Annotated in this window: 12 protein-coding genes; 6 read left to right on the forward strand and 6 right to left on the reverse strand. The window is 52.5% G+C overall.

The genetic code is table 11. The features are described 5' to 3' along the window. Positions 1–3: 3 nt before the first annotated feature. The 6 genes from IMQ56_RS01740 to IMQ56_RS01765 all read right to left on the reverse strand — a co-directional run bounded on the left by IMQ56_RS01740 (position 4) and on the right by IMQ56_RS01765 (position 6,467). Positions 4–330, reverse strand: coding sequence for a cytochrome o ubiquinol oxidase subunit IV (locus IMQ56_RS01740; RefSeq protein ID WP_006809888.1), 327 nt, complete (start codon positions 328–330; stop codon positions 4–6). Continuing rightward, positions 330–944: a cytochrome o ubiquinol oxidase subunit III gene (locus IMQ56_RS01745; RefSeq protein WP_003859057.1), complete on the reverse strand. Its 615-nt coding sequence runs from the start codon at positions 942–944 to the stop codon at positions 330–332. The genes IMQ56_RS01740 and IMQ56_RS01745 overlap by 1 nt, the downstream gene beginning before the upstream one ends. Continuing rightward, positions 934–2,925 carry a cytochrome o ubiquinol oxidase subunit I gene (gene cyoB, locus IMQ56_RS01750; RefSeq protein ID WP_017383189.1) on the reverse strand — a complete coding sequence of 664 codons (1,992 nt, stop codon included), beginning with the start codon at positions 2,923–2,925 and terminating at the stop codon, positions 934–936. Before cyoB ends, IMQ56_RS01745 begins: the two co-directional genes overlap by 11 nt. A gap of 16 nt (positions 2,926–2,941) precedes the next feature. Further along, the gene (gene cyoA / locus IMQ56_RS01755) at positions 2,942–3,889 is read right to left on the reverse strand and encodes a cytochrome o ubiquinol oxidase subunit II (RefSeq protein WP_006809886.1); all 948 of its coding nucleotides are present in this window, start codon (positions 3,887–3,889) and stop codon (positions 2,942–2,944) included. 478 nt (positions 3,890–4,367) lie between these two features. Continuing rightward, positions 4,368–5,843: a muropeptide MFS transporter AmpG gene (gene ampG / locus IMQ56_RS01760; protein WP_017383190.1), complete on the reverse strand. Its 1,476-nt coding sequence runs from the start codon at positions 5,841–5,843 to the stop codon at positions 4,368–4,370. A gap of 45 nt (positions 5,844–5,888) precedes the next feature. Then, positions 5,889–6,467: a lipoprotein gene (locus tag IMQ56_RS01765; RefSeq protein ID WP_003859052.1), complete on the reverse strand. Its 579-nt coding sequence runs from the start codon at positions 6,465–6,467 to the stop codon at positions 5,889–5,891. Between the two features lie 303 nt (positions 6,468–6,770). Here IMQ56_RS01765 and bolA point away from each other — a divergent pair, with 303 nt between their 5' ends. The 6 genes from bolA to hupB all read left to right on the forward strand — a co-directional run bounded on the left by bolA (position 6,771) and on the right by hupB (position 14,026). Next, entirely contained in the window at positions 6,771–7,088 is a 318-nt protein-coding gene (gene bolA / locus IMQ56_RS01770) for a transcriptional regulator BolA (RefSeq protein ID WP_003859051.1), read from the forward strand. Between the two features lie 331 nt (positions 7,089–7,419). Beyond that, positions 7,420–8,718, forward strand: a complete 1,299-nt coding sequence (gene tig / locus IMQ56_RS01775; RefSeq protein ID WP_015571277.1) for a trigger factor — start codon at positions 7,420–7,422, stop codon at positions 8,716–8,718. 260 nt (positions 8,719–8,978) lie between these two features. After that, positions 8,979–9,602 (forward strand): ATP-dependent Clp endopeptidase proteolytic subunit ClpP, encoded by a 624-nt coding sequence (gene clpP / locus IMQ56_RS01780; protein ID WP_006809880.1) that lies wholly within the window; start codon positions 8,979–8,981, stop codon positions 9,600–9,602. Positions 9,603–9,729: 127 nt separating this feature from the next. Further along, complete coding sequence (clpX, locus tag IMQ56_RS01785; RefSeq protein WP_015571275.1) at positions 9,730–11,004, forward strand: ATP-dependent protease ATP-binding subunit ClpX; 1,275 nt, start codon at positions 9,730–9,732, stop codon at positions 11,002–11,004. 184 nt (positions 11,005–11,188) lie between these two features. After that, complete coding sequence (gene lon, locus IMQ56_RS01790; RefSeq protein WP_014882775.1) at positions 11,189–13,543, forward strand: endopeptidase La; 2,355 nt, start codon at positions 11,189–11,191, stop codon at positions 13,541–13,543. 210 nt (positions 13,544–13,753) lie between these two features. Beyond that, the gene (gene hupB, locus IMQ56_RS01795) at positions 13,754–14,026 is read left to right on the forward strand and encodes a nucleoid-associated protein HU-beta (RefSeq protein ID WP_002444653.1); all 273 of its coding nucleotides are present in this window, start codon (positions 13,754–13,756) and stop codon (positions 14,024–14,026) included. Positions 14,027–14,129 lie beyond the last annotated feature (103 nt).

Here is a 14,129-nt window from a genome sequence, read left to right on the forward strand (position 1 = left end):
CTCTTAGTGAACCATCATGTTGTAGTTAAGGTTCCACATAATCCAGATGGAACCGACTACCAGGATAGCGATGATAATCACGGTAAAGATAAAGGCCGTCATGTTCCAGCCTTCATCGGACTTGGTGTTCATGTGCAGGAAGCAAACCAGATGCACCAGAATCTGAATCACCGCGGTCACCAGGATTGCGCCCAGGATAACCGGCTTAGATGCAGAACCGTTCATCACCATCCAGAACGGGATCACCGTCAGAATGATCGACAGGATGAAACCTGTCATGTAGGTTTTTACGCTGCCGTGGGAAGCGCCATGATCGTTAGAATGACTCATTACATCGCCCCCATCAGATAGACAACAGAGAACACACAGATCCATACCACGTCCAGGAAGTGCCAGAACAGGCTCAGGCACATAATACGGGTACGGTTAGTACTGGTCAGGCCGCGACGGGAGATCTGGAACATCAGCACCGCCATCCAGATCAGACCCGAGGTCACGTGCAGACCGTGGGTGCCTACCAGCGCGAAGAACGCTGACAGGAAGCCGCTACGATCCGGGCCGAAACCTTCCATGATCAGGTGATGGAATTCATAGATTTCCATCCCGATAAAGCCAGCACCAAACAGCCAGGTCAACGCCAGCCAGGAGACAACCTGGCTCTTGTTGTTTTTGTACATGGCGATAGCCGCCATGCCGTAGGTGATGGAGCTGAATAACAGCAGTGCGGTTTCAACCAGAACGAACGGCAGTTCAAAGATGTCCTTACCGGTCGGGCCGCCCGCTGTGCCGTTCACCAGAACGGCATAGGTTGCGAACAGACAGCAGAACAGGATGCAGTCGCTCATCAGGTAGATCCAGAAACCGAAGACTTTCGTCGGTCCTGTATCATGGTGCGCATGTTCATGCGCGTGGGCAGTTGAGTGCGCCAGAGTATCAGTTGCCATTTTTCAGCCCCGCTTTAGAAATCTCGTCAAAATGCTGGTTTTCCAGCTTTTCAACTTCACGGACTGGTACGTAGTAGTCCACGTCCTCGTCAAAGCTCTTCACAATCCAGCTGATTACGATGCCAGCGAAGCCAACAATCGCCATCCACCAGATGTGCCAGATCATTGCGAAACCAAATACCGTTGCGAAAGCGGCAATGACCATGCCCGCGGCGCTGTTTTTCGGCATATGGATCTCTTCGTAATGCTCAGGTTGCTTGTACGCTTCACCTTTTTCTTTCATTTCCCAGAATGCATCACGCTCGTGAATGTGCGGCACTACGGCAAAGTTATAGAACGGAGGCGGAGAAGAGGTCGCCCACTCCAGCGTACGACCACCCCATGGGTCACCGGTCAGGTCGCGGTTCAGGTTACGGTCACGGATAGACACGTAGTACTGAATCAGCTGGCACAGAATACCGCAGGCAATCAGCGCTGCGCCGCCCGCTGCAACCATCAGCATTGGGTGGAACTGCGGATCGATCTGCTGGCTCAGACGACGGGTCATCCCCATGAAGCCCAGCACGTACAGCGGCATAAACGCCACGAAGAAGCCGATGATCCAGAACCAGAACGCGCGTTTACCCCATTTTTCGTTCAGGGTGAAACCGAACGCTTTTGGCCACCAGTAGGTCACACCAGCGAAGCAGCCGAAGACCACGCCACCGATGATAACGTTATGGAAGTGCGCAATCAGGAACAGACTGTTGTGCAGAACGAAGTCAGCACCTGGTACCGCCAGCAGTACGCCGGTCATCCCACCTACGGAGAAGGTCACGATGAAGCCGATGGTCCACAGCATAGCTGAGTGGAACACGATACGACCCTGGTACATGGTGAACAGCCAGTTGAAGATCTTAACCCCGGTCGGGATCGCGATAATCATGGTGGTAATACCGAAGAAGGCGTTTACGTTGGCACCCGCACCCATGGTGAAGAAGTGGTGCAGCCAGACGATGAACGACAGGACGGTAATACATACGGTTGCCCACACCAGAGAGGTGTAACCAAACAGGCGTTTACGCGAGAAGGTTGCCGCGATTTCGGAGAACACACCGAACACCGGCAGAACCAGGATGTACACTTCCGGGTGACCCCAGGCCCAAATCAGGTTGATGTACATCATCATGTTGCCACCCATATCATTCGTGAAGAAATGGGTACCCAGATAGCGATCCAGGGTCAGCAGCGCGATGGTGACGGTCAGAATTGGGAACGACGCGATAATCAGGACGTTGGCGCACAGAGATGCCCAGGTAAATACTGGCATCTTGAACATCGTCATACCTGGTGCACGCATCTTCAGGATAGTCACGAAGAAGTTAATACCGGTCAGGGTGGTACCGACACCGGAGAGCTGAAGCGCCCAAATCCAGTAGTCAACGCCCACGCCCGGACTGTACTCAATTCCCGACAGCGGCGGGTAGGCCAGCCAGCCAGTCTGAGCAAATTCGCCCACACCCAGTGACAGGTTAACCAGGATAACGCCGACAACCGTGAACCAGAAGCTCAGGTTGTTCAGGAACGGGAACGCAACGTCGCGCGCGCCGATTTGCAGCGGAACGACCACGTTCATCAGACCGATTACCAGCGGCATCGCCACGAAGAAGATCATGATAACGCCGTGGGCGGTAAAGATCTGATCGTAGTGGTGCGGTGGCAGGAAGCCGGCTTCGCCCGCAGACGCAAGCGCCTGCTGGCTACGCATCATGATTGCATCCGCAAAGCCACGAATTAACATGACGATACCGACGATGCAGTACATGATACCGAGTTTTTTGTGGTCAACCGAAGTCAGCCACTCATTCCACAGGTAGCTCCACTTACCGAAGTAAGTGATCAGGCCAACTAAGGCCGCGCCACCAATGATAATTGCAGCCACCGTAACCATAATAATCGGTTCATGGTAGGGCACTGCATCCAGTGTCAATTTTCCGAACATTTTCTTCCTCGGCCCCTTAGTGAGCGGTTTCCGCGTGGCTCATGTCCATGCCTTCCATACCCTGGTGCGTGTTGTGCTCGCCTTCAGGCTGGGTCATGTCCATGCTCATGCCGTGATCCATAAATTTGCCAATAACGTCTTTGAACAGATTCGGTTTCACGTTAGAGAAGTACTCCACCTTGTTGTATTCGCTAGGTGCAGCCACTTTTTCGAACGCCGCCATGTCAGACATGGTGTTTGGAGACTGCTTCGCTTTTGCAACCCACTGGTCGAAAGTCGCGCGGTCTGGCGTAGCGATAGCTTTGAACTTCATACCCGAGAAGCCCGGGCCACTATAGCTGGCGGAGATACCGTCGTAGGTGCCTGCTTCATTCGCGATCAGGTGCAGGTTAGTCTGCATACCGGCCATCGCGTAAATCTGGCTGCCCAGACGTGGGATGAAGAAGGAGTTCATTACGGAGTTGGAGGTCACTTTGAACTGAACCGGAGTGTTCGCCGGGAAGGCGATTTCATTCACGGTAGCAATGCCCTGTTCTGGATAGATGAAGAACCATTTCCAGTCCATGGAGACCACTTCAATGGTAATAGGTTTTTCATCGTGAACCAGCGGTTTGCTCGGCTCAAGTGCGTGAGTGGTTTTCCAGGTCAGTACAGCAAGGAACAGGATGATCAGAATAGGTACCGTCCAGACCACAGCTTCCACTTTATTGGAGTGTGACCAGTTAGGGCTATACTTCGCATCTTTATTGCTCGCACGATACTTCCAGGCGAAACCAACAGCCATCAAGATGGCAGGAATAACCACAATCAACATCAGGCCAAAAGCCGTCAGTATCAATGAACGTTGTTCCAGTCCAATCTGTCCTTTGGGGTCTAGTAGTGCAGAATCGCAGCCACTGAGTAATACAGTGCCTGCGAATAATGACAACCATCCCAAACTTTTATTGTATTTCCTGAGTCTCATTTAACGACCTCAATTCCACGGGAGTCTGGTGGCGTTTAAAGTGTGGGGGCATTTTACGGGAAGGTTACATTACTGTAAACATCATTAGCCCTGTGTCAGGAAGGTGTTACCGGGTTCTGCCGCACATGTCACAAGTGTTGCAAATTATGTCGCGTTTTCCGGGGGAAGCCGCACGGAGCGGGCGTTATAACGAAAGGGTGCCCCAGCATACCGCAAAAGGGACAATTGGTATAACCATTGTGAAAAACACACAAATGATTAACAATTAATTATCAATAAAAAGACAACTAAAAAACGAAAATTCAATCTTTCGAATGCTGAATCGTTTAACGGAAAATAGCGTAGCGAAATAAGCTCCAATAATTTCCGAATGCTATCCCGCACAAAACAACAAATATTTTTTTTGCCGATGGCGGTTATTTCGCCGTTATAATTTCGTGTCGTTATTACAACGGGAAATAACCTTTCGCTTTTTACTTCATGTCATCTGCGTTTTCCGCAATGACATGAAATCCAGCATCCCACCGGTCAGGATACCCACGATGGCGAGTAACACCCCTGCATCAAGCAGCTGGGTTTCAAACGGAAGCGACAAGGTGGTCGTCGCATTCAAGATGAGTACCGCGAGCCACACTACCAGCGCAAGACAACCAGCCATCAGCAGACGCAGGGCAAACCGATAGGCAGCCTGATATTCCGTGCGCGGCATGAAGTGTTCCGTCCGCTGGGTATATTCCAGCGTCTGGCGACAGACCAGCAGCAATAAAATCCCCGGCACCGCCGCCACCACCGAGAAGAGATAAAACGTCGGCCAGCCGTGAGCTTCAACAAACCAGCCCGCGACGGGGCCAACGTATACGCGCCCGACGGCAGAAAGGGCAGACAGTAGCGCAAACTGGGTGGCGGAAAATGACTTATTGCACAGCGTCATCAGCAGGGCGACAAATGCCGCAGTACCCATACCGCCACACAGGTTTTCAAAGAATACCGCCGTCGCCATGCTGATCATATGCTTGTCGGTGATCGACAGCAGCCAGTAACCGGCATTCGATGCGCCCTGAAGGATGCCGAAGATCAGCAGAGCGCGGAACAGCGTCAGGCGCTGCATCAATACACCGCCGTACAGCGCGCCGACGATCGTGGCAAACAGTCCCAGGGTTTTGTTTACCACGCCGACTTCGCCCGCATCAAACCCGACGCCGCGGATCAGGAAGGTGGTGGTCAGACTCATGGCGAAAGCGTCGCCAAGCTTATAAAGGACAATCAGCAGCAGGATCAGCCAGGCATTATTGCGACCAAAGAAATCGCGGAGCGGTGCGGCGACGGCCTGCTCCAGCGAGCGGGGGACCGGAATCACATCGCTCGGTTCAGGCGCGAATAGCGTGGCAATAATGCAGGGGATCAGCAGAGCGGCCATCAGCCAGTACATTCCCTGCCAGCCGAGATAGCGGTCGGCAAGCCAGAGGGCCAGCCCGCCGGAAACCAGCATACCCAGGCGGTAGCCAAGCACGCTGATTGCCGCACCGGCGCCACGCTCTTCCGCTGGCAGGACGTCCGTCTTCCAGGCGTCAAAAACAATGTCCTGCGAAGCGGAGCAGAAGGCGATCACCACCGCAAGCGCGGCCATCCAGCGCAGCTGTGTTGACGGCTCAAGGAAACCCATTGCGGCAATGGCCAGCAACAGCAGCACCTGCGTCATCACTAACCAGCCGCGACGGCGCCCGAGGAACGGTGGGGTATAGCGATCCATCACCGGCGACCACAGGAACTTAAAGACGTAAGCCTGGCCGACGAGCGAGAAGAAACCAATGGTTTTAAGATCGATGTTCTCAACCGTCATCCACGCCTGTAACGTGCCGGAGGTGAGCGCAAGGGGTAAACCGGAGGCGAAACCAAGGATCAGCAGAATAGCTGATTTCGGTTGCTGGAAAATACGTAAGTAGTGACTGGACATGTTCTTATGAACTGACCCGGTGAAGCACCGGGTCAGTCAGCAGGATTAACGGGCGTTCTGCTTGATGAAGTCGTGAATGCTGGTGTCCTGTGCCATGTCGGCAATGGTGTCAGTCAGCACACTGTTAACCGCGTCAGCGATATTTTTGTTGGAGGCCTGGAATGCGCCTTCAACGGAATAGCTTGCACGGTAGTTTTTGTTCATTTTATTGCCGTTCTTCGCGGTAGCAATGATGGCGATATCGGCTTTGGTCGCAATGTTGTAGCGAACGTTACCCTGGGAGACGTCAGCGTACAGGTTGTTCACGATGATTTGCAGATCAACCGCGCCGCTTGGGCCAATCATGTAGCCACGGGAGGTCATCTGTTTTTCCAGCACTTCCTGCAACAGGAAGCGCAGGTCGCGGGAGGCGGTCAGCGTGACCTGCTGGTTGTCGCGAGTCACTTTCGCCAGCGCCTGGTCCTGACGCTGATCGGCGCCATTAATGCTGACTGTGACGCCCATCAGGCTTGGATCCTGCTGAGGCAGGGTAATTTTTGGTGAAACGTCAATGGTCGTCGGCGGAGTCGCGCAGCCGGCGAGCATAAAGAGTGCTACCAACGGAAAGAAGAGTTTTTTTAACATTTTCGGGTTCTCAACGAATCGTAAGCAAAGAGAGAAAAATTGCCGCCATCATAACATCGCTAACGGCCAGGGGAAGTGGTCAACGCATGTAAATTCATCGCCTTGTCCGAAAACTGACCACCTTTCCGCTTTTCTCTGCCTGTAAGTGACAAAACGTATGAACCTCATAGTGAACTTCATTCGTTTGGATGAGAAAATCAGACGAAAGCTAAATATTTGTTGTCAAGGTGTAATGGAACCGGTAAAAGCGGCTAATATTTAAAGGGATGGGTGACACCTTAGCGTTGTCGGAGGAGTGATTTCATGATGATACGTGAACAGATAGAAGAAAAATTAAGGGCAGCGTTCAACCCTGTGTTTCTCGAAGTTGTCGACGAAAGCTATCGTCATAACGTGCCGGCAGGTTCTGAAAGCCACTTTAAAGTGGTTCTGGTCAGCGATCGCTTCACGGGAGAACGTTTCCTGAACCGACACCGCTTGATCTACAGCACCTTGACGGAAGAACTCTCCACAACCGTACATGCGCTGGCGCTGCATACCTACACCATTAAGGAATGGGAAGGGCTACAGGATACGGTATTCGCATCACCGCCTTGTCGGGGTGCAGGCACCATCGCCTGATAAATCGGATTTGCAACCGCCGGAGTTTTTCCAGTATGTTGCTTACAGATTTCGTCAAAACGGCCTTCAGGCCGTTTTGTTTTGTCTGAGTTTTGAGCGGATGGCGCGTTTTTAAGGCTAAAAATAGCCTTAAAGTGTGAAAAAAGCCGCAGCAACATGCTCCAACCGTTCTCGACTCACCTAAGTGATGCCGCTATAATGCCGCGTCTTATTGAATGTCTTCGGGATGATTCTGGCGACAGGGAATGTGAATCTGCACATAAGAGAGCATCCCGGTATAACAGACAGATTCAGAGTTGACCGAGCACTGTGATTTTTTTGAGGTAACAAGATGCAAGTTTCAGTTGAAACCACTCAAGGCCTTGGCCGCCGTGTAACGATTACTATCGCTGCTGACAGCATCGAAACTGCTGTGAAAAGCGAGCTGGTCAACGTAGCAAAAAAAGTACGTATTGACGGCTTCCGCAAGGGCAAAGTACCAATGAATGTTGTTGCTCAGCGTTATGGCGCTTCCGTGCGTCAAGATGTGCTGGGTGAACTGATGAGCCGCAACTTTATCGACGCGATCATCAAAGAAAAAATCAATCCAGCCGGCGCGCCGAACTACGTTCCAGGTGAATACAAGCAGGGCGAAGACTTCACCTACTCCGTAGAGTTCGAAGTGTACCCGGAAGTTGAGCTGAAAGGTCTGGAATCTATCGAAGTTGAAAAACCGATCGTTTCCGTGACTGACGAAGACGTTGACGGCATGCTGGATACCCTGCGCAAGCAGCAGGCGAACTGGAAAGAGAAAGAAGGCGCTGTTGACGCGGAAGACCGCGTAACCATCGACTTCACCGGTTCTGTAGACGGCGAAGAGTTCGAAGGCGGTAAAGCGTCTGACTTCGTACTGGCGATGGGCCAGGGTCGTATGATCCCAGGCTTCGAAGACGGTATCAAAGGCCACAAAGCGGGCGAAGAGTTCACCATTGACGTGACCTTCCCTGAAGAATACCACGCTGAAAACCTGAAAGGTAAAGCAGCGAAGTTCGTTATCAACCTGAAGAAAGTGGAAGAGCGCGAACTGCCAGAACTGACTGAAGAATTCATCAAGCGTTTCGGCGTGGAAGATGGTTCTGTTGCGGGCCTGCGTACCGAAGTGCGTAAAAACATGGAGCGCGAGCTGAACGGCGCTGTACGTAACCGCGTGAAGTCTCAGGCGATTGAAGGTCTGGTGAAAGCGAACGACATCGACGTTCCTGCTGCCCTGATCGACAGCGAAATCGACGTTCTGCGCCGTCAGGCTGCACAGCGCTTCGGTGGCAACCAGCAGCAAGCGATGGAACTGCCACGCGAGCTGTTCGAAGAGCAAGCGAAACGTCGCGTTGTTGTCGGCCTGCTGCTGGGCGAAGTGATTCGTACCCACGAGCTGAAAGCTGACGAAGAGCGTGTGAAAGGCCTGATCGAAGAGATGGCTTCTGCATACGAAGACCCATCAGAAGTGATCGAGTTCTACGGTAAGAACAAAGAGCTGATGGACAACATGCGCAACGTCGCACTGGAAGAGCAGGCTGTTGAAGCGGTACTGGCGAAAGCGAAAGTGACCGAAAAAGAGACCTCTTTCACCGAACTGATGAACCAGCAGGCGTAATTTCGCCCCGACGGTTTAAAGTTTGAACAAAAAACCCGTTGCCCTCCGGCGACGGGTTTTTTTTATCACAGCTTTAGTCCTGGAAGGGTGCTAAAACGCCCTTTCAGTGTTAGCGTTACAACAAAACGTTGTTATGCTTGAAATAGGGCATGACGACCCCCATTAGTATGTAATCACGATGATTGAGACTGGCTGATAATCCGTCCATAAGGTTACAATCAGTACAGCAGGTGTTTTCAATTTTGAACCAGGAGACGGAAATGTCATACAGTGGCGAACGAGATAACTTTGCACCCCATATGGCGCTGGTGCCAATGGTTATTGAACAGACCTCACGCGGTGAGCGTTCTTTCGATATCTATTCCCGTCTGCTCAAGGAACGCGTTATCTTTCTGACCGGCCAGGTGGAAGACCATATGGCTAACCTGATCGTGGCGCAGATGCTGTTCCTGGAAGCGGAAAACCCGGAAAAAGACATTTACCTGTACATCAACTCGCCAGGCGGTGTGATTACGGCGGGCATGTCAATTTATGACACCATGCAATTCATCAAGCCGGATGTCAGTACCATCTGTATGGGGCAGGCGGCGTCCATGGGGGCTTTCCTGTTAACCGCAGGGGCGAAAGGTAAGCGTTTCTGCCTACCTAACTCCCGCGTGATGATTCACCAGCCGCTGGGTGGTTACCAGGGCCAGGCGACGGATATTGAAATCCACGCCCGAGAAATTCTGAAAGTAAAAGCGCGCATGAATGAACTTATGGCGCAGCATACGGGTCAACCTCTCGAGCAGATCGAGCGCGATACCGAGCGCGATCGCTTCCTCTCTGCACCAGAGGCAGTTGAGTACGGCTTAGTCGACTCCATTTTGACCCATCGTAATTGATGCCCGCGACGCGAGTGTGCCGCTATACTAAGGTAGGGCGGCACGTTGCCTGTAAGCAGCTTGCGTCTGAGAATGGCATTTGCGTCGTCATGTGCGGCACATAGAACTTAAAAAGAGGTTTGGACTCATGACAGATAAACGCAAAGATGGTTCGGGCAAACTGCTGTACTGCTCTTTTTGCGGCAAAAGCCAGCATGAAGTGCGTAAACTGATTGCCGGGCCGTCCGTGTATATCTGCGACGAATGCGTCGATTTATGTAACGACATCATTCGCGAAGAGATTAAAGAAGTCGCGCCGCACCGTGAGCGCAGCGCGTTACCAACGCCACATGAGATTCGCCACCACCTGGACGACTATGTCATTGGTCAGGAGCAGGCGAAAAAAGTGCTGGCGGTGGCGGTATACAACCACTACAAACGTCTGCGTAACGGCGATACCAGCAATGGCGTAGAGCTGGGCAAAAGTAACATTCTGCTGATCGGGCCTACGGGTTCTGGTAAAACCCTGCTGGCGGAAACGCTGGCGCGCCTGCTGGATGTTCCGTTCACCATGGCGGATGCCACCACCCTGACCGAAGCCGGTTATGTGGGTGAAGACGTTGAAAATATTATCCAGAAGCTGCTCCAGAAGTGCGATTACGACGTACAGAAAGCCCAGCGCGGGATCGTCTATATCGATGAGATCGACAAAATCTCCCGTAAATCAGACAACCCGTCGATCACCCGTGACGTCTCGGGCGAGGGCGTGCAGCAGGCGCTGCTGAAGCTGATCGAAGGTACGGTTGCGGCTGTTCCACCGCAGGGTGGGCGTAAACATCCGCAGCAGGAATTCTTGCAGGTTGATACCTCCAAGATCCTGTTTATCTGTGGTGGTGCGTTTGCAGGCCTGGATAAAGTGATCTCTCACCGTGTGGAAACCGGCTCCGGCATTGGTTTTGGCGCAACGGTGAAAGCCACGTCTGAAAAACCAAACGAAGGCCAGCTGCTGGCGCAGGTTGAACCGGAAGATCTGATCAAATTCGGTTTGATTCCGGAATTTATCGGCCGTCTGCCGGTTGTGGCGACCCTGAACGAACTGAGCGAAGACGCGCTGATTCAGATCCTGAAAGAGCCGAAAAACGCGCTGACCAAGCAGTATCAGGCGCTGTTTAATCTGGAAGGCGTTGAGCTGGAATTCCGTGACGAAGCACTGGACGCGATTGCCAAGAAAGCGATGGCGCGTAAAACCGGTGCCCGTGGCCTGCGTTCTATCGTAGAAGCAGCATTGCTCGACACGATGTACGATCTTCCTTCTATGGAAGACGTTGAAAAAGTCGTGATCGACGAGTCCGTCATTGGTGGCCAGTCCAAGCCGTTACTGATTTACGGTAAACCGGAAGCGCAGCAGGCATCTGGCGAATAATTCACCATTTCATACAATCAGTTAATCAAAAAGGGGGGATTTTATCTCCCCTTTACTTTTTCCGTATTCATGGCGTTGAATGTATGGGAAACATCCCCATATACTGGATTACATGTTAATGGTTGTGTGAAGCACAGTTACATGACCAGTTTACCTGGCGGACACTAAACTAAGAGAGAGCTCTATGAATCCTGAGCGTTCTGAACGCATTGAAATCCCCGTATTGCCGTTGCGCGATGTGGTGGTTTATCCGCACATGGTCATACCCTTATTTGTAGGGCGGGAAAAATCTATCCGTTGCCTCGAAGCCGCCATGGATCATGATAAAAAAATCATGTTGGTCGCGCAGAAGGAAGCATCAACGGATGAGCCGGGTGTAAACGATCTTTTCACCGTCGGGACCGTGGCCTCTATTTTGCAGATGCTGAAGCTGCCAGACGGCACCGTGAAGGTGCTGGTGGAAGGCTTACAGCGTGCGCGTATTACCACTCTGTCAGACGATGGCGAGCACTTCTCTGCGAAGGCAGAGTACCTTGATTCACCGGAACTTGATGAGCGCGAACAGGAAGTGCTGGTACGCACCGCGATCAGCCAGTTCGAAGGCTACATCAAGCTGAATAAGAAAATCCCACCTGAAGTGCTGACGTCGCTGAACAGCATCGACGATCCTGCACGTCTGGCGGATACCATCGCTGCCCATATGCCGCTGAAGCTTGCTGACAAACAGTCCGTGCTGGAAATGTCCGACGTTAACGAACGTCTGGAATACCTGATGGCGATGATGGAGTCTGAGATCGATCTGCTCCAGGTTGAGAAGCGCATTCGCAACCGCGTCAAAAAGCAGATGGAAAAATCGCAGCGTGAGTACTATCTGAACGAGCAAATGAAAGCCATTCAGAAAGAGCTCGGCGAGATGGACGATGCGCCGGATGAAAACGAAGCGCTGAAGCGTAAGATCGACGCGGCGAAGATGCCGAAAGAGGCGAAAGAGAAAGCCGAAGCTGAGTTGCAGAAGCTGAAAATGATGTCTCCGATGTCGGCAGAGGCGACCGTCGTGCGCGGCTATATTGAGTGGATGGTGCAGGTTCCGTGGAATGCCCGCAGCAAGGTCAAAAAAGACCTGCGTCAGGCGCAGGAAATCCTCGATACCGACCACTACGGCCTGGAACGCGTGAAAGACCGCATTCTTGAGTACCTCGCGGTACAAAGCCGTGTGAACAAAATCAAAGGCCCAATCCTTTGCCTGGTAGGGCCTCCAGGCGTGGGTAAAACCTCTCTGGGCCAGTCCATCGCCAAAGCGACCGGACGTAAGTATATCCGTATGGCGCTGGGCGGCGTACGCGATGAAGCGGAAATCCGCGGCCATCGTCGCACCTATATCGGTTCCATGCCGGGCAAGCTGATCCAGAAGATGGCGAAAGTGGGGGTTAAAAACCCGCTGTTCCTGCTCGATGAGATCGACAAAATGTCTTCGGACATGCGTGGCGATCCGGCGTCGGCGCTGCTGGAAGTGCTTGATCCAGAACAGAACGTGGCGTTCAGCGATCACTACCTGGAAGTGGACTACGACCTGAGCGATGTGATGTTCGTGGCGACCTCCAACTCCATGAACATTCCGGCCCCGCTGCTGGACCGTATGGAAGTGATCCGCCTCTCCGGTTATACCGAAGATGAGAAGCTGAACATTGCTAAGCAGCACCTGCTGCCGAAACAGATTGAGCGTAACGCGCTGAAAGCCAACGAGCTGACCGTCGAGGACAGCGCGATTATCGGCATCATTCGCTATTACACCCGTGAAGCGGGCGTTCGTAGCCTCGAGCGTGAGATCTCTAAGCTGTGCCGTAAGGCGGTGAAACAGTTGCTGCTGGATAAGAGCCTGAAGCACATTGTGATTAACGGCGACAATCTGCATGCTTACCTTGGCGTTCAGCGCTTCGACTACGGTCGTGCGGACAACGAAAACCGCGTTGGTCAGGTGACCGGTCTGGCATGGACGGAAGTGGGCGGCGATCTGCTGACCATCGAAACCGCCTGTGTCCCGGGCAAAGGCAAGCTGACCTACACCGGTTCACTGGGTGAAGTGATGCAGGAGTCCATCCAGGCGGCGCTGACCGTGGTGCGCGCGCGCGCGGAAAAACTGGGTATCAACCCGGATTTCTACGAAAAACGCGACATTCACGTTCACGTTCCGGAAGGGGCGACGCCGAAAGATGGCCCAAGCGCGGGTATTGCCATGTGTACGGCGCTGGTTTCCTGCCTGACAGGGAACCCGGTTCGTGCTGATGTGGCCATGACCGGTGAAATTACGCTGCGTGGTCAGGTACTGCCTATCGGCGGGTTAAAAGAAAAACTGCTGGCGGCACACCGCGGTGGGATCAAAACCGTATTGATCCCTTACGAAAATAAACGCGATCTGGAAGAGATTCCGGACAACGTTATTGCCGATTTGCAGATCCATCCGGTGAAACGCATTGAGGAAGTTCTGACTCTCGCACTGCAAAATGAACCGTCCGGAATGCAGGTTGTAACCGCAAAATAGTGACCTCGCGCAAAGAGCGCCAATAAAAATAAGGCTGGTAAGTCATTTCGTACTTGCCAGCCTTTTTTTGTATAGCTAATTTAGATTGCTGATTGGGTTAGCCATCAACAACGGGTGTTGTAAGGTCATAGCAGGACTGATATAACTGCTGCGCGGTCGCGCTGTGAAGGATTCAGGTGCGATATAAATTATAAAGAGAGGAAGAGAACAGTGAATAAATCTCAACTGATTGACAAAATTGCTGCGGGTGCTGATATTTCTAAAGCTGCAGCGGGACGTGCTTTAGATGCTTTAATTGCTTCTGTTACTGAATCTCTGCAAGCTGGGGACGACGTTGCACTGGTAGGCTTCGGTACTTTTGCGGTTAAAGAGCGTGCAGCCCGTACTGGCCGCAACCCTCAGACCGGTAAAGAGATCACCATTGCTGCCGCTAAAGTGCCGGGTTTCCGTGCAGGTAAAGCGCTGAAAGACGCAGTAAACTGATTGCTTTCCCGCTCCAGGGAAGCTGAAAAGTACAAGGGCGCATCGTTTGATGTGCCTTTTTTGTTTGTCCAGACCTGATTTGTGCGAGTTTATGCGAGTTGTG

It is taken from the genome of Enterobacter sp. Res13-Sevr-PEC09-46 (genome assembly GCF_015672585.1).
GTDB classification, from domain to species: domain Bacteria; phylum Pseudomonadota; class Gammaproteobacteria; order Enterobacterales; family Enterobacteriaceae; genus Enterobacter; species Enterobacter hormaechei_C.